This is a genomic window from Modestobacter sp. VKM Ac-2985 (assembly GCF_026967925.1).
Lineage (GTDB): Bacteria > Actinomycetota > Actinomycetes > Mycobacteriales > Geodermatophilaceae > Modestobacter.
The window spans coordinates 75,359-88,787 of sequence record NZ_JAPVBI010000002.1 but is presented as its reverse complement, the minus strand read 5'-3'; the positions used below and the strand labels follow the sequence as shown (position 1 = coordinate 88,787).

General features: G+C 73.9%; 16 protein-coding genes. 5 read left to right on the top strand and 11 right to left on the bottom strand.

The genetic code is table 11. The features are described from left to right. Positions 1-27: 27 nt before the first annotated feature. From O2V61_RS09620 to uraD, 4 genes are all read right to left on the bottom strand, one after another. On the bottom strand, positions 28-762 hold the full coding sequence (locus tag O2V61_RS09620) for a GAF domain-containing protein (RefSeq protein ID WP_269183092.1): 735 nt from the start codon (positions 760-762) through the stop codon (positions 28-30). A gap of 115 nt (positions 763-877) precedes the next feature. Beyond that, positions 878-1,783 carry a factor-independent urate hydroxylase gene (gene pucL, locus O2V61_RS09615; protein ID WP_269183091.1) on the bottom strand — a complete coding sequence of 302 codons (906 nt, stop codon included), beginning with the start codon at positions 1,781-1,783 and terminating at the stop codon, positions 878-880. 54 nt (positions 1,784-1,837) lie between these two features. Then, entirely contained in the window at positions 1,838-2,155 is a 318-nt protein-coding gene (gene uraH, locus O2V61_RS09610) for a hydroxyisourate hydrolase (RefSeq protein WP_269157566.1), read from the bottom strand. Continuing rightward, positions 2,152-2,655, bottom strand: a complete 504-nt coding sequence (gene uraD, locus O2V61_RS09605; protein ID WP_269183090.1) for a 2-oxo-4-hydroxy-4-carboxy-5-ureidoimidazoline decarboxylase — start codon at positions 2,653-2,655, stop codon at positions 2,152-2,154. Before uraD ends, uraH begins: the two co-directional genes overlap by 4 nt. A gap of 20 nt (positions 2,656-2,675) precedes the next feature. On the opposite strand from uraD, the gene O2V61_RS09600 reads away from it, so the two are divergent. From O2V61_RS09600 to O2V61_RS09585, 4 genes are all read left to right on the top strand, one after another. Beyond that, positions 2,676-3,878, top strand: coding sequence for a DUF6986 family protein (locus tag O2V61_RS09600; RefSeq protein WP_269183089.1), 1,203 nt, complete (start codon positions 2,676-2,678; stop codon positions 3,876-3,878). Positions 3,879-4,051: 173 nt separating this feature from the next. After that, complete coding sequence (locus O2V61_RS09595; protein ID WP_269183088.1) at positions 4,052-5,062, top strand: sensor histidine kinase; 1,011 nt, start codon at positions 4,052-4,054, stop codon at positions 5,060-5,062. Between the two features lie 113 nt (positions 5,063-5,175). Then, a complete protein-coding gene (locus O2V61_RS09590; RefSeq protein WP_269183087.1) occupies positions 5,176-6,024 on the top strand; it encodes an SDR family oxidoreductase in 849 nt (282 codons plus the stop codon). After that, entirely contained in the window at positions 6,021-6,644 is a 624-nt protein-coding gene (locus O2V61_RS09585; RefSeq protein WP_269183086.1) for a MarR family winged helix-turn-helix transcriptional regulator, read from the top strand. The genes O2V61_RS09590 and O2V61_RS09585 overlap by 4 nt, the downstream gene beginning before the upstream one ends. Here the strand turns inward: O2V61_RS09585 and O2V61_RS09580 are convergent, their stop codons facing one another. The 3 genes from O2V61_RS09580 to O2V61_RS09570 all read right to left on the bottom strand — a co-directional run bounded on the left by O2V61_RS09580 (position 6,645) and on the right by O2V61_RS09570 (position 7,961). Next, positions 6,645-6,878, bottom strand: coding sequence for a hypothetical protein (locus O2V61_RS09580; protein WP_269183085.1), 234 nt, complete (start codon positions 6,876-6,878; stop codon positions 6,645-6,647). It lies immediately after the preceding gene. Positions 6,879-6,954: 76 nt separating this feature from the next. After that, on the bottom strand, positions 6,955-7,350 hold the full coding sequence (locus O2V61_RS09575; RefSeq protein WP_269183084.1) for an STAS domain-containing protein: 396 nt from the start codon (positions 7,348-7,350) through the stop codon (positions 6,955-6,957). Between the two features lie 29 nt (positions 7,351-7,379). After that, the gene (locus tag O2V61_RS09570; RefSeq protein WP_269183083.1) at positions 7,380-7,961 is read right to left on the bottom strand and encodes an NUDIX domain-containing protein; all 582 of its coding nucleotides are present in this window, start codon (positions 7,959-7,961) and stop codon (positions 7,380-7,382) included. A gap of 52 nt (positions 7,962-8,013) precedes the next feature. Here O2V61_RS09570 and O2V61_RS09565 point away from each other — a divergent pair, with 52 nt between their 5' ends. Continuing rightward, positions 8,014-8,499 (top strand): J-domain-containing protein, encoded by a 486-nt coding sequence (locus O2V61_RS09565; protein ID WP_269183082.1) that lies wholly within the window; start codon positions 8,014-8,016, stop codon positions 8,497-8,499. Here O2V61_RS09565 and O2V61_RS09560 read toward each other — a convergent pair. The 4 genes from O2V61_RS09560 to O2V61_RS09545 all read right to left on the bottom strand — a co-directional run bounded on the left by O2V61_RS09560 (position 8,458) and on the right by O2V61_RS09545 (position 13,412). Beyond that, positions 8,458-8,637, bottom strand: coding sequence for a hypothetical protein (locus O2V61_RS09560; RefSeq protein ID WP_269183081.1), 180 nt, complete (start codon positions 8,635-8,637; stop codon positions 8,458-8,460). The genes O2V61_RS09565 and O2V61_RS09560 overlap by 42 nt on opposite strands. A gap of 102 nt (positions 8,638-8,739) precedes the next feature. Then, positions 8,740-9,276, bottom strand: coding sequence for a hypothetical protein (locus tag O2V61_RS09555; protein ID WP_269183080.1), 537 nt, complete (start codon positions 9,274-9,276; stop codon positions 8,740-8,742). A 189-nt stretch (positions 9,277-9,465) separates the two neighbouring features. Then, positions 9,466-11,352, bottom strand: a complete 1,887-nt coding sequence (locus O2V61_RS09550; RefSeq protein ID WP_269183079.1) for a hydantoinase B/oxoprolinase family protein — start codon at positions 11,350-11,352, stop codon at positions 9,466-9,468. After that, positions 11,349-13,412: a hydantoinase/oxoprolinase family protein gene (locus O2V61_RS09545; RefSeq protein ID WP_269183078.1), complete on the bottom strand. Its 2,064-nt coding sequence runs from the start codon at positions 13,410-13,412 to the stop codon at positions 11,349-11,351. Before O2V61_RS09545 ends, O2V61_RS09550 begins: the two co-directional genes overlap by 4 nt. Positions 13,413-13,429 lie beyond the last annotated feature (17 nt).

Sequence of the window (13,429 nt, the reverse complement as noted above, 5' to 3'; positions counted from 1 at the left end):
GGTGGCCGGTGCGCCGGCCACCCCGGCTCAGGTACCGGTCCCGGCCGCTGCCGACAGCTCGGCCATGCTCAACCGCTCCTCCAGCACCGCCTGGGCCACCGCGTCCAGGTCCTGGTCCGAGCCGTAGGCGTGGGCGCGCAGCAGGCTCAGCGCATCCGTGTTGTCCAGCTCCAGCCCGATCCCCACGAAGCCGACGGCCTGCCAGACGAGCGAGCGGCGTCCGGCGGCCGGCGCGTCCAGCCAGGACGGTCCGGTCTCGCTGCGCGGCTCCTCGTCCATCGCGATGGCGAAGAGCGCGCTGAGCGCAGTGCCGACGGTGAGGGTGTCGGCCAGGCTCAGGTCCCGGACGGAGCCGGGCGGCGTGACGTACAGGTCCAGGGCGCCGATCCCCTCCAGTCCGCCGCGCAACGGCAGCGACACGATGCCGCGGAAGGGGGTGTGCGTGGCGAGTGCGTCGTGGAAGACCGGCCAGCGGGTGCGCAGCTCGTCCTCGTCGGCGAACACCGGCTGGCCGAGGCCGTGCGCGGTCAGGCAGGGCCCCTCCCCGACGGTGAACTGCAGGCGCTCCGCGGCGGAGGCGATCGGCTCGCTGCCGCCCAGCGGCAGTCGCCGGTCCGCGGAGAAGTAGACGCTGATGCCGGCGGCGGCGACGGGCAGCACCTGCGCGCAGGCCCGGGCCAGCCGCACGGGCAGCAGCTCGGGGCCGGGCAGGTCGGCCTCCGCTGCGGTGACGTGCGCCGTGAACTCCTGCGTGAGGTCCATGCCTCCCTCTCCGGGAGCGGACCGCGGTGGAGGGGGCCGGGGCTGGGCCGCGGGTCCGCGGTCTCGCCGCGTCCGGGTACCCCCACCCGCGGGCCCGGCACACCTCCGGTGCGGGTCAGCAGAAGCCGGGGGTGCCCACCCAGGCGGCCGGCGCGGCCGGGACGTCGTCCCGCAGCACCGTCCCCTCGATCAGCCCGTAGGGCCGGTCGTCGGCGTGGTAGACCACCGCGCCCGGGCCGTCGAGGTCGTTGTCCAGTCCGAACGCGGAGAGGTCCTGCAGGAAGTGGTGCTTGTTCGGCATCGACATCCGCACCTCGGCCACGTCCCGGTGCTGCTCGAGCACCGCCTCGCCCATCGCGTAGAGCGACTGCTGCAGCGCGAGGGAGTGGGTGGCGGCGAAGGTCTCCAGCAGCGTCGTCCGGACGGCGTCGTGGGTGGTGTTCCAGTCGACGTCGAGACCGGTGTACCGCCACCGGGCGGTCACCGCGGTGGCCAGGATCCGGTCGGTGGTCTCCGGCAGCGTGGTGTACCGGTCCCGGGGGAACCCCCAGAACTCCGAGCCGGTGGTCTTGAGGACGACGAGGTCGCTGAGCCCGGCGAGCACGTGCAGGTCCCCGCCGTCCGCGGTGACCACCGCCGTCCGGACGTCGCCGCCGGTGCGGGAGAAGGCGTGGTCGTGCGGCGCCCCGCCGACCGCGATCCGGTCCCAGCCGTAGGACTCGATCGCCACCCGGGCCCCGGTGACCCAGTCGAAGGAACCGGCGAGGTGCCGGGCCAGCCGGAGGCCGAACTCCTCGGGCGAGCCGATGCCGTCGCGGGCGAAGGCGAAGACGGTGTTCTTCTGCGCGTCGGTGGTCAGCACGTGGGCGTTGTCGCCGGCGGTGTGCGCGGCCGCGAAGTCACCGCGCAGCGCCGAGCTGACGTTGAGGTCGACGAGGGAGTGCCGGGCGGTGGAGCGGTCGACCGCGACGACCCGCACCTCCGCCTTCCCGTACTGGTTGGGCCCGAGGACGATCGCCATGCGCGCACTCTCGCTCATCTGCGTTGCGGGGATGTTGCACGTGGAACCGGAGGTTCACGAACCCCGGTAGGTGGAGTAGGCGAACGGGGAGAGCAGCAGCGGCACGTGGTGGTGCTCGGCCGGCTCGGCGACGGTGAAGGTCAGCACCACCTCGGGCCAGAACGTCTCCCGGCCCAGCCCGGCGGCCCACTCGCCGGTGCCGAAGACGATCCGGTGCGGGCCGGCGGCGGTGGGCTCCTCGGTGAGCCGGCAGCGGCCGTCGGCGTCGGTGACCCCGGCGGCGACCTGTCCGGCGTCGTCCAGCAGCTGCACCGTCATCCCCGCTGCCGGGCGACCGGCCACGGCGTCCAGCACGTGCGTGGAGACGCTCATGCCAGGAGTCCTGCGACCCGCAGGCCGGTGATCTGGGCCAGTTGCTCGGTGGCCTCGGCGCGCTCGGTCTCCGGGTCGTTGCCGAGCCGGCGGTGCAGCTCGGCGAGCATCTCCTCGGCCGACCGGCCGGATGCACGGATCAGGAAGACGTGGCCGAACCGCTCCTCGTAGTCGTGGTTGCCGTCGACCATCGCGGTCCGCACCGAGTCGGCGGCCGTGGTCATCCCGCTCTGCTCCTCCCGCGACGTCCGGGCCTCCGCCGAGGCGCCCTGCATCCGGTCGCCGATCCGGGCGTGCGCCGCCAGCGCGGCGCCCACCTCGGCCCAGGGAAGGGCACGGCTGACCTCCTCGGCGCGGGCGACCAGTGCCTCGGTGGAGTCGTAGGGGCGGCCGGCGGTGACGGTCGGGGCGAAGGAGGGCGCTGCGTTGCAGGACCGCAGCAGCTCCTCGGCCCGCGCTGCCGGTTCGGCGTTGAATCTGTCCAGCGGGGAGTCGGGCACGGCTGACAGGATGCCAGCCCATGATCCCCGCACAGCTGTACGACGAGCTCGACCGGCGGCTGGCGCCCGTGGACGCCGCCCGACTGGCCGCCTACCCGGGGGAGTCGTCGGCCCGGCAGCCGGTGCACACCTGCTACGTGCCCGCCGACGCCGTCGTCCCCGGGTTGATCTCCTCCTGGGGTGCCGCGGCGCTGTCCGCGCTCGACGAGCACGGCCTCCCCGACCTCGGCCTGGACGCCGGCCTGGTCGACCAGGTGCTGCCCCGGGTGCGGGCCAAGCTGGCCACCGAACCGGTCGAGGACCTGCGCATCGACGCCGAGGACGGCTACCGCGGCGGCGGTGACGCCGAGGACGGCGACGTCACCGCCGCCGCCGCGGTGCTCGCCGCCGAGACCGGGCTGCCGCCCTTCCTCGGGGTCCGGGCCAAGTCGCTGGAGGAGCCCACCCGGCGCCGCGGGGTGCGCTCCCTGGACCTGTTCCTCACCGGCCTCGCCGGGGCCGGCCGGGAGCGGGCGATCGTGACCCTGCCCAAGGTGACCGCGGTCGAGCAGGTCGCCGCGTTCCTGCCGGTGCTGGACGCCCTGGAGCAGGCCAGCGGGCTGGCGCTGGACCTGGAGCTGCAGGTGGAGACCCCGCAGGCGGTGCTGGGTGCCGACGGGACGACGACGCTGGCGCGGATGCTGCACGCCGGCGGAGGCCGGGTGGTCGGTCTGCACTACGGCACCTACGACTACAGCGCCGCCCTGGGCGTCGCCGCGGCCCACCAGTCCTCCGACCACCCGGCGGCCGACGTCGCCAAGCAGACGATGCAGGTGGCCGTGGCCGGCACCGGGGCGCGCGCGGTCGACGGCTCGACCAACGTGCTGCCCGTCGGCACCACCGCCCAGGTGCACGAGGCCTGGCAGGTGCACGCCGGGCTGGTCCGCCGGGCACTGGAACGCGGTTTCTACCAGGGCTGGGACCTCCACCCGGCACAGCTGGTCACCCGCTACCTCGCCACGTACGCGTTCTTCCGGGCAGCTCTGCCGGCTGCCGCCGCACGGCTGGCCGGCTACGTCAGCCGGGTCGAGGGCGGGGTGCTCGACGAGCCGGCCACGGCCCGGGCGCTGGCCACCGTGGTGCTCCGCGGCCTGGACTGCGGGGCGCTGGACGTCGCCGAGGTCACATCGGCCACCGGGCTGGACCGGGCGGAGCTGGACACCCTGGCCGGGCGCCGCCGCTGATCCGACACGCGGGCGGCCCTCACGCAGCGCCTGCGGCTGGTCGCTCGCGGTGCGACTGTGCGGCGGTTCACCCGTTCGGGGGAGTGCCGTTCCCGGGGCCGGTTGCCGAGACCAGGGGTGGGTGATTGAGAATGCCAGCAGTTCCCAGGGTCCACCGTCGGTCGAGAGGTGTCGTGTCCGTTCTCGGAGCTCGGCCAGCGCTGCCGGTGCAGCGCGCCCTGGACGAGGCGCCGAGCTCCCGGCCCGCGCCGACGCGCGGCCACACCGCACTCGTGGTCGGCTCCGACGACGCGCTGCTCGCCGGCGCCGTCCCGTGGCTGGAGGCCGGCCTCGCCGCCGGGGACGTGACGGTGCTGTCCTGCGCGGAGGAGACGGCCGAGCTGCTGCGCTCGGCGGTGGGGGCCCCCGACACCCGGCTGCTCAGCGACCCCCGCATCGCGATGCGCGGCGCCCGGGCGCCGGACGCCGTCATCGCCACCCGTCGGCTGCTCGACCAGGCCGCCGCGTCGCACACAGGGGTGCTCCGGGTCCTGGGCACCCCGGACTTCGGTCCGGCGCCCCGCACCTGGCGGGAGGGGCAGCGCTACGAGTCGGTGGTCAACGACCTGCTCGCCGGCTCCCCGCTGGACGCGCTGTGCGTCTACGACCAGCGGCAGCTGTCCACCGACGTCATGAGCAGCGCCGGGTACACCCATCCACACCTGCTCGTCGACGGCGTCCGGGTGCCCAGCGCCGACTACCTGCCGCCGGCGCACTACCTGGCCACGCTGCCGCTGCCGCGTGAGCCGATGGAGGACGGCCCGCCGCTGTTCGCCGTCGACGGCGCCCGGGCGCTGGCGACCCTGCGGCACCAGCTGGCCGCGGTGCTGGCCACCTGCGTGCCCGACCGGGACCAGGGCACCGACCTGCACCTGGCGGTCAGCGAGATCGCGGCCAACGCGTTCCGGCACGGCACCCCGCCGGTGGCGGCCCGGGTGTGGGCCTCGACCGACCGGGTGGTCTGCACGATCAGCGATCGCGGAGCCGGGTTCGCCGACCCACTGGCCGGGTTCCAGCCGGCGCACGGCGACGACCTCTCCCAGGGCGGGATGGGCCTGTGGCTGGCCCGCAAGCTCTGGGACCACGTCGACCTGGTCAACGAGCCGGACGGCCTGACGGTCCGGCTGAGCTCACCGCTGCGCTGAGCCCGGCCCCGGCGACGGCCGGGGTCGCGCGTCGGTCCGCCGATGCCCTCGATCTCCCCCCATCCGGGCACGGGAGCTGCCCGGGGAGGTCCTTCAGAACTAAGGTGTCCGGTGTGATCGTGGTGACTGCGGCCGGCGGCCTCACGGGAACGGCGGTCGTGCGCGCGCTGCGCGCCCGAGGGGAGACCGTGCGGGCCGTGGTCTCCCGCCGAGGCCCCCGGCCCGAACTGGCCGAGCTCGGCGCCGAGGTCGTCGTCGCCGAGCTGACCTCGCCGATGGCCTGGTCGTCGGTGTTCGCAGGCGCGGACGCCGCGTACCTGATCTGGCCGAACTTCGACCCGGACGAGGCCGAGGGGGCCTCCGCGCTGTTCGCCGAGGCCCGCCGGGCCGGGCTGCCGCGGATGGTCTACCACTCGGTGATGCGCCCGCAGCTGCGGGTGATGCCCCACCACGCCGGCAAGGACCTCGCCGAGGAGGCCCTGGACGCCAGCGGGCTCTCGTCCTGGCGGGTGCTGCAGCCCTCCTCCTACGCCGAGAACCTGCACCCCGAGCTGGAGGCGGCGCGCACCAGCGGCGTGCTCCGCAGCATGTGGGGCCTGCGGGCGGCGCAGTCCCTCGTCGACGTGCGGGACGTGGCCGAGGCCGCCGCCGTGCTGCTCACCGAGGACGGCCTGGACGGCGGCACCTTCGAGGCGGCCGGCCCGGAGGCGCTCACCGCACCGCGGATCGCCGAGCTGATCGGCGAGTGGCTCGGTGACGAGGTCGTCGCCGACGACGTCATCCCCGGGGGCGAGGTGCCCACCGGCTACGCCGCCCGCTGCCGGCGCACCATGTTCGACCACTACCGGGCGCACGGCTTCGTCGGCAGCCCGCGGGTGCTCACCGACCTGCTCGGCCGCCCGCCGCGCACGTTCGCCGAGCACCTCGCCGACCTGCCGCGGGCTGCGGAGCCGACCCCGTGAGCGACCTGCTCGACGGGTCGACGCCCATGCGCGGCGGCGAGGACACCGGCACCGGGGACGCCATGGACGTGATCCTGGCGCAGTGGGCGCAGGAGCGGCCGGACCTCGACTGCTCGCCGATGGGCGTCATCGGCCGGATCAGCCAGCTGCAGCGGGAGGTCTTCCTGGCCCAGCGGGCCACCTTCGCCCGACACGGGCTCGATGCGCCGTCCTTCGACGTCCTCGCGGCCCTGCGCCGGGCGGGGGAGCCCTACCAGCTGACCCCCACCGCGTTGATGCGCACCGCGCTGGTCACCTCCGGGGCCATCACTCAGCGGCTGGACCGGCTCGAGGAGAAGGGCCTGATCACCCGCGGACGCAGCGAGGCCGACGGGCGGGCCGTCGTGGTCACGCTGACCGCCGCAGGCCGGACGGCGCTCGACGCGGCGCTGCCGGACCACCTGGAGACCGAGCACGGGATGCTCGGGGCCCTGTCGCCCGAGGAGCGCACGGAACTGGCCAGTCTCCTCCGTCGCTGGCTGATCAGCCTCGGCCGCGTGCCCGGCGGCAACCCCGACCCCAGCTGTCCGCGGTGGGGCAGCGCCACAGCGCTGCCCCACCGCGGGAGATCGAACCGGTGATCAGCCGTCGGTCTCCTCGTCGACCTCCTGCTCGGCGTCGTCGACGCCCTCCTCGATCTCCTGCTCAGCGTCGTCGACGCCCTCCTCGACGTCGGTGACACCCTCGTCCACCTCCTGCTCGACGCCGTCGTCGACGACGTCGTCTCCGCAGGCGGCTGTGGTCACTGACGCAGCGGCGATGGCGAACGCGGCGAACGCGCGGCGGACGGTACGGGGACGGGTGGAGCGGGACATGCGACCTCCTCGGTGGGTCCTGCTGACCAGGAAGGGGTGCCCGGTGCCGCCCGTCGGAAACGAGGGGACCAGAAGGTCAGCTGTGCTCGGGGCTGCGCGGGGTGGCCTCGTGCACGTCCTCCGGGTGGCCCTCGCGGCGGTCGATGATGGTGAAGCGCCGCCACAGGCCGCTGAGCTGGAGGGGGCGGGCGACGGCGGCGGTGTGCACCACGAGCGGGGTGTCGATGCCCCGGGGCTGGGCCATCCGGTCCAGCTGCACCAGCGTCGCCATACCGGCGGAGTTCATGAAGGTCACCTCGCACAGGTCGACCCGGACCTGCTTGAGCGTGGCCCCGGCCAGCATCAGGTCGGTCATCGCGCGCACCAGGGGCCGACGCGCGTGCTCGGTCAGCTCACCGAGGACCGTGATCTCGGCGGACTCCGCATCGTGCGTGGTGACCGTGACCTCGACGTTGGGGGCAGGTTCGTCCATGGCTCCTCGTTTCCCGTCCGGGCTGGAGTTCACTCCTCGGGTTCCCCCACCGGCGCCGTGTCGGTCTTCGCGGCGCGGGCGAGCAGGAGCAGGCCGTAGGCGGCCAGCGAGGGACCGTCGGAGAACCGGCCGTCGCGCACCATCGCCCGGAACTCGGCCTCGGTGACGAACGCCGCGCGCATGTCGGCCTCGGTGGCCTCGCGGTCGGTGGGGCCGGGCGTCAGGTCCTCGGCCAGCCAGACGTCGAACTCCTGCGTGGTGAGCCCCGGCGCCAGGTCCAGGTGCCCGAGGTGTCGGAGGGAGGCGGCGCGCAGACCGGTCTCCTCGGCCAGCTCGGCGCGGGCCAGCGCGTCCGCCGACCCGTCGGCGCCGTCGGGCTGGACGCCCCCGGACCAGGTGCCCTGCGGGAACTCCCAGGTCCGCCGGCCCAGCGGGTGGCGGAACTGCTCGACCAGCCAGAAGCCGTCCCGCTCGGCGCCGATCACCAGACCGAAGTGGGGCCGCTCGACGACGGAGTAGATGCTCGGCGATCCGTCGTCCAGTTCGATGGCGTCCTCCCGAAGTCGGAGCCACGGGTTCCGGTAGACCTCGCGCGTGCTCGTCGTCCGCATGCGTCCCAGACTGGCAGAGGAGCCGGGTGGGGGAGCGTGGAGGAGGACGCCGATGACGGAGCGCAAGCCGGAGGGCATGTCGTTCGAGAGCTGGGTCGAGCACCAGATCGCGCAGGCCCGCGAGCGGGGAGACCTGGAGGGGCTGGCCGGCGCGGGCAAGCCGTTGCCCCGGCGGGACCGGGAGAAGACCACCTACGAGTGGGCGCTGGAGTGGGCGCGGCGGGAAGAGGCCGACGTCGCCGCGATCATGCCCACCGGGCTGGCCCTGCGGAAGGAACGCGAGGAGCTGCCCGCCCGGGTCGCCCGGCAGCCGACCGAGGAGCTGGCCCGCGCGGTGGTCGAGGCGCACGTCGCCCGGGTCGACCGGTACTACCGGCAGCCGGTCGACGGGCCGTGGATCGCGGTCGGGATGCCGGACGTCGAGGAGGTGCTCGCCGAGTGGCGGCGGGGCCGCCCGTTCGTCGTCCCCGAGCCCGAGGCGCCGGAGCCGGTGGTGTCACCCCGCCGGCGGCGGTGGCTCCGGCGACGGGCGGCCTGACCGGTCGGGCTCGTCGGTCCCGTCGTCGTCGGAGTGGCGGGCCTGCAGCTCGCGGGTGGCCATGCCGCCGGTGCCGCCCTCGTCGTGCTGGCCGGGGTGCAGGTTGGGCTGGTCGGTCTCGGTCTCGGGCTCGTTCATCGCGGTCGAGCCTGCGGCGTCCGGTCGACGTCGGCCACCTGGTGCGGCGCGTGCGGCACCCTCCCGGGCACCACACGAGCCCGCACGGGGGTCACGGTGGCGTCACTCGGTCTCGGTCGGCACCGACGTGTCGACGCTGTCCGCGGCGATGTAGTCCTGCAGCTCGAAGTCGGCGAACGCATCGTCGGCCAGGTCGATCCCCAGTTCCTCTTCGACGGTGGTCTCGCTGTACCCGCTCTGCACGGTGCCGGTGACCTGCACGACGTCGCCCTCCGTGAGGGCGTCCGACGAGTCCGCGCCCACGACGAGCAGCGGCTCGACGGAGGTGTCCTCGGTGCCGCCGATGCTGAAGGAGTTCGGGCCGAAGACCTCGTTCACGGTCGCCGACACGGTCACCTGCTGGCCCACGTAGTCGCTCGTCCCCAGGTAGAACGCGGAGTCGTAGAGGCCGTCGTAGCCCAGCCCGGCCTCCGCGCCGGGGTCGACGCCGGCGTCGACCCCGGGGTCCTCCTGGATCTCCGCGACGCTCACGTCCTCCTCGGGGCCGGCGGTGTCGTCGCCACAGGCGGCCAGGGTGAACGGGGCCACGACGAGGCCACCGGCGAGCAGGAGCTGGGTGATGGGACGGGTGTGCTGCACGGTGGTTCCTCTCGTCGGGGGCGGGCCCGGGAGAGCCCGCCGCAGAGTTCGGACACCACGGTCATTGCCTCAGCTGACCGCATCACGCTCGACGGCGGGCAGCTGATGCGAACTCGTGACGGACCGGTACGTACCTCCCGCCCTGCACTGCTCCCCGGGGCAGGCGTGACCCGGTCGTGACGAGCCCGGTCAGAGGAGGTCGAACTCGTTGTAGGCCTCGCCGCCGGAGAGCAGGGCGTAGCCCGGGCCGCGGTCGAAGAACGGCTCGACCTCCGGTCGGGCGGCCCGCATCGACGCCCGCAGGGTCTCGCTCGCGGCGTCGTCCGCCGTGCCGTCGTCCCGGACCACCACGCCGTAGTCGTCCCGGGCGCCGGCGACGCTGACCTTGTGCCAGGCGATGTCCCGCAGCACCTCGTCGACCGGCCGGTCCAGCGGGTCGCCCCAGCCGCCGCCGCCCGTCGTCCGCACCCGCACCACGGTGCCGGCCGTGAGCGGCTCGGCGTCGGCGAGCGCGTCGACCTCGTGCTCGTCCGGTCCGCCCGGGTCCACGGTGATCGAGAACGGCCGCCCGGCCTTGCCGCCCTTGACCCCCCAGCAGGACAGGATCGACCGGTCCGCGATGGACATGAAGTGCGCGTCGCGGAGCACCCGGATGTCCTTCTCGTAGCCGCAGCCGCCGCGGTACCGGCCCGGCCCACCGGAGTCCTTCGCCAGCGCGAGCCGCTCGATCCGCAGCGGGAACCGGGACTCGGTGAACTCCGTCGGCAGGTTCCGGGAGTCCGGCACGACGTGGATGGTGTCCTCGCCGTCGGCGTAGTACCGCCCACCGGAGCCGCCGCCGAGCACCTCGCGCATCAGGTACGGCTCACCGGTGGCGTCGGTGCCGTAGACGCCGGTGTAGCGGATCGTCTCCTGGTCCGCGGGCATCCGGCCCCCCGTGGCCTTGGCCAGCACCCCGGCCAGCACGCCGAGCAGCCGCAGGATGACGAACGTCCGGGCGTTGGTGGGCGCCGGGAAGATCGGGGTGAGCAGCGTCCCCTTCTCCGGGAACCGCATCTCGATCAGCGGGACGACGCCCTCGTTGACGTCCAGCTGCGCCATCCGCTCCGGCGACTCGGCCAGGTTGCGCAGGATCGGCGCCAGCCACTTCTTCAGGAAGTTGCCGTCGGCGTAGTCGCCGCAGTGGTTGATCGGGCCCTTGGCCTGCGGGCCGGTGCCGGTGAAGTCGATGACCAGCGGGACGTCCTTGGTGGAGTCCATGGTCAGCGTGATCCGCTGCCGGTGCAGCTGGGGGGCGTCGACGCCGTCGTGCTCGGCGTAGTCCTCCCAGACGTAGGAGCCGTCCGGGATCTGGGAGAGGATCTCGCGCCGGTACACCTCGGTCGAGCTGCTCAGGATCGACTCGAAGCAGGCCTCCACCGCGGCCACCCCGTACCGGTCGAACAGCTCACCGAGCCGGCGTGCCCCGGCCAGGCAGGCCGAGCACTCGGCGTCCAGGTCGGCGGCGAGCGAGTCGGGCATCCGCGAGTTGCGGGTCATGATCGTCAGTGCGGCGTCGTTGCGGACGCCGCGGTCCCACAGCTTGATCGGGGGGACCATCAGGCCCTCCTCGAACACGCTGGTGGCCGCGGACGGCATCGAGCCGGGCACCGCGCCGCCGATGTCGTCGTGGTGGCCGAACGCCTGGATGAAGGCCACGACCTCGGGCTCGCCGGTCGGGCCGGCCGCGAAGACCGGGACCGTCACGCACAGGTCGGGCAGGTGGCCGATCCCGCCCTCGGAGAGGTAGACGTCGTTGTGGAAGTAGACGTCGCCGGGGTTCATCGTGTCGATCGGGTGGTCGCGGACCACCGGCTGCACCAGCGCGGAGTACGAGCGGCCGGTGAGCTTGCGCAGCTGCCGGTCGTGGATCCCGGCCCGGAAGTCGTGCGCGTCGCGGATCATCGGGGAGCGGGAGGTCCGCCCGATCGACGTCTCCACCTCCTTCTCGATCGCGGCCAACGTGCCGGCGACGATCTCCACCAGCACCGGGTCGGCGGCGTCCGAGCCACCAAGATGGCCATTCTGGTGGTTCATCGGGCGGTCTCCTTGGTGAGCAGCAGGTTGCCGAAACGGTCGACGGTGGCGGAGAAGCCCGGGTGCACCGGGACGGTGGAGCCGAACTCCTCGACGATCGCCGGGCCGGTGACGACGTCACCGGGGGAGAGGTCCGGTCGCCAGAACAGCGGCGCCTCGACCCACTCGTCGAAGAAGACCGGCCGGGTCCCGCGGCGGGCGTCCCGGCCGGACGGCGCGAGCTCGACGATCTCCGGCCGGCGGATCGGGCCGATCCCGCTCACCCGCAGGTTCACCCACTCCACCGCCTGGCGCGGGTCGGTCGCGAAGTCGTAGCCGTAGAGCTGGCGGTGCGCCGCGTGGAAGGCGGTGGCCACCGCGTCGATCGCCGCCTGGTCCAGGTCGCCCGCACCGACCGGGACCCGCACCTCGAAGGCCTGGCCGACGTAGCGCAGGTCGGCGGTGCGCTGCATCCGCTGCTCGCCGCGCGGGAACCCCTCGCCGTCCAGGGCGACCTCGGCCTGGCCCTCCAGGTCGGCGAAGGCGGTGGCCAGGGTGGCGGGGGAGACGTCGGCGTGCCGGGCGACCATCGTCTGCACGTAGTCGTTGCGGACGTCGACGGTCAGCAGCCCGAAGGCGCTGACGTTGCCCGGGTTCGGCGGCACCAGGGTGCGCGGCAGCCCCAGCACGTCCATCAGCCGGCAGGCCAGCAGCGAGCCGGAGCCGCCGAAGGTGGTGAGGGTGAAGTCGCGGACGTCGAGGCCGCGGGCGACGGTGACCTGGCGCAGTGCGTTGGCCTGGTTCCACGCCGAGATCTCCAGGATCCCGCTGGCCAGCGCCTCGACCGACAGGCCGAGCTCCCCGGCCAGCTGCTCCAGCCCGACTCGGGCCGCGTCGACCGACAGCGGGATCTCCCCGCCCAGCAGGTGCGGGGGGATCCGGCCGAGGACGACGTGCGCGTCGGTGACGGTGGGCTGCTCGCCGCCGTTGTCGTAGCAGATGGGCCCCGGGTCGGCGCCGGCCGACTTCGGCCCCACCTTGAGCGTGCCCTCCGGCGACAGCCAGGCGATCGAGCCGCCGCCGGCGCCGACGGTGACGACGTCGATCATCGGGATCTTGGACGGGTAGTCGCCGACCGAGCCCTCGGTGGTCAGCGTCGGCTCGCCGTCGATGACCACGGTGACGTCGGTGGAGGTACCGCCGCCGTCGCAGGTGAGCACCCGGTCGAACCCGGCGGTGCCGGCGATCAGCGCGGCGCCCAGCGCGCCCGCGGCGGGGCCGGAGAGCATCGTGGTGATCGGCTGGTGCACCACCTCCGCCGCGCTGAGCACGCCGCCGTTGCTCTTCATCACGTAGAAGGGGACGGCGGGGGCGATCTCGTCGAGGCGGCGGCGGATGTTGGTGACGTAGGCGCCGACCTTCGGCTTCACCGCGGCGTCGACGAGCGTGGTCACCGAGCGCTCGTACTCGCGGTACTCCCGCAGCACCTGGGAGCTGATCGACACCACGGCGCCGGGATGTTCCACGTGGAGCACGTCGAGCATCGCCCGCTCGTGGGCGTCGTTCGCGTAGGAGTGCAGGAAGCAGACGCCGATCGTGGTGATCCCGGCGTCGCGGAAGAACCGGGCGGCGGCGACGGCGTCCTCGGGCGAGAAGGGCCGGACCTCGGCGCCGCTGACGTCCAGTCGGCCGCGCACCGTGCGGACCAGGTCGGCCGGCACGATCCGCGGCGGCTTGACCCAGAAGTAGCTGTTCCCGTAGCCGTCGGGCACCGACTGCCGGGCGATCTCCAGCACCGACCCGTAGCCCTCGGTGGTGATGAAGCCGATCCGGTCCAGCTTGCCCTCGAGCAGCTGGTTGGTGGCGACCGTCGTCCCGTGGCTGACCGCGGTCACCGACGACCCGTCCAAGCCCAGCTGGCCGAGCACCTTCTGCACGCCGGCGAGGAAGCCGTCGGCCGGGTCGCTCGGGGTGGACGGCGTCTTGGTGGTGGCGACCTCCCCGGTCTCCTCGTCGACGGCGACCACGTCGGTGAAGGTGCCGCCCGTGTCGATCCCGATGCGGACCCGGCGAGTGCTCATGCCGAGAAACCTTAGTG

What these genes read in the sequence shown, in the direction of transcription:
- O2V61_RS09600 (WP_269183089.1), top strand. Translation starts at nt 2,676, where the DNA reads ATGATCCCCGCACAGCTGTACGACGAGCTCGACCGGCGGCTGGCGCCC.
- O2V61_RS09580 (WP_269183085.1), bottom strand. Translation starts at nt 6,878, where the DNA reads ATGTCCCGCTCCACCCGTCCCCGTACCGTCCGCCGCGCGTTCGCCGCG.
- pucL (WP_269183091.1), bottom strand. Translation starts at nt 1,783, where the DNA reads ATGGCGATCGTCCTCGGGCCCAACCAGTACGGGAAGGCGGAGGTGCGG.
- O2V61_RS09545 (WP_269183078.1), bottom strand. Translation starts at nt 13,412, where the DNA reads ATGAGCACTCGCCGGGTCCGCATCGGGATCGACACGGGCGGCACCTTC.
- O2V61_RS09550 (WP_269183079.1), bottom strand. Translation starts at nt 11,352, where the DNA reads ATGAACCACCAGAATGGCCATCTTGGTGGCTCGGACGCCGCCGACCCG.
- O2V61_RS09575 (WP_269183084.1), bottom strand. Translation starts at nt 7,350, where the DNA reads ATGGACGAACCTGCCCCCAACGTCGAGGTCACGGTCACCACGCACGAT.
- uraH (WP_269157566.1), bottom strand. Translation starts at nt 2,155, where the DNA reads ATGAGCGTCTCCACGCACGTGCTGGACGCCGTGGCCGGTCGCCCGGCA.
- O2V61_RS09560 (WP_269183081.1), bottom strand. Translation starts at nt 8,637, where the DNA reads ATGAACGAGCCCGAGACCGAGACCGACCAGCCCAACCTGCACCCCGGC.
- O2V61_RS09570 (WP_269183083.1), bottom strand. Translation starts at nt 7,961, where the DNA reads ATGCGGACGACGAGCACGCGCGAGGTCTACCGGAACCCGTGGCTCCGA.
- O2V61_RS09565 (WP_269183082.1), top strand. Translation starts at nt 8,014, where the DNA reads ATGACGGAGCGCAAGCCGGAGGGCATGTCGTTCGAGAGCTGGGTCGAG.
- O2V61_RS09620 (WP_269183092.1), bottom strand. Translation starts at nt 762, where the DNA reads ATGGACCTCACGCAGGAGTTCACGGCGCACGTCACCGCAGCGGAGGCC.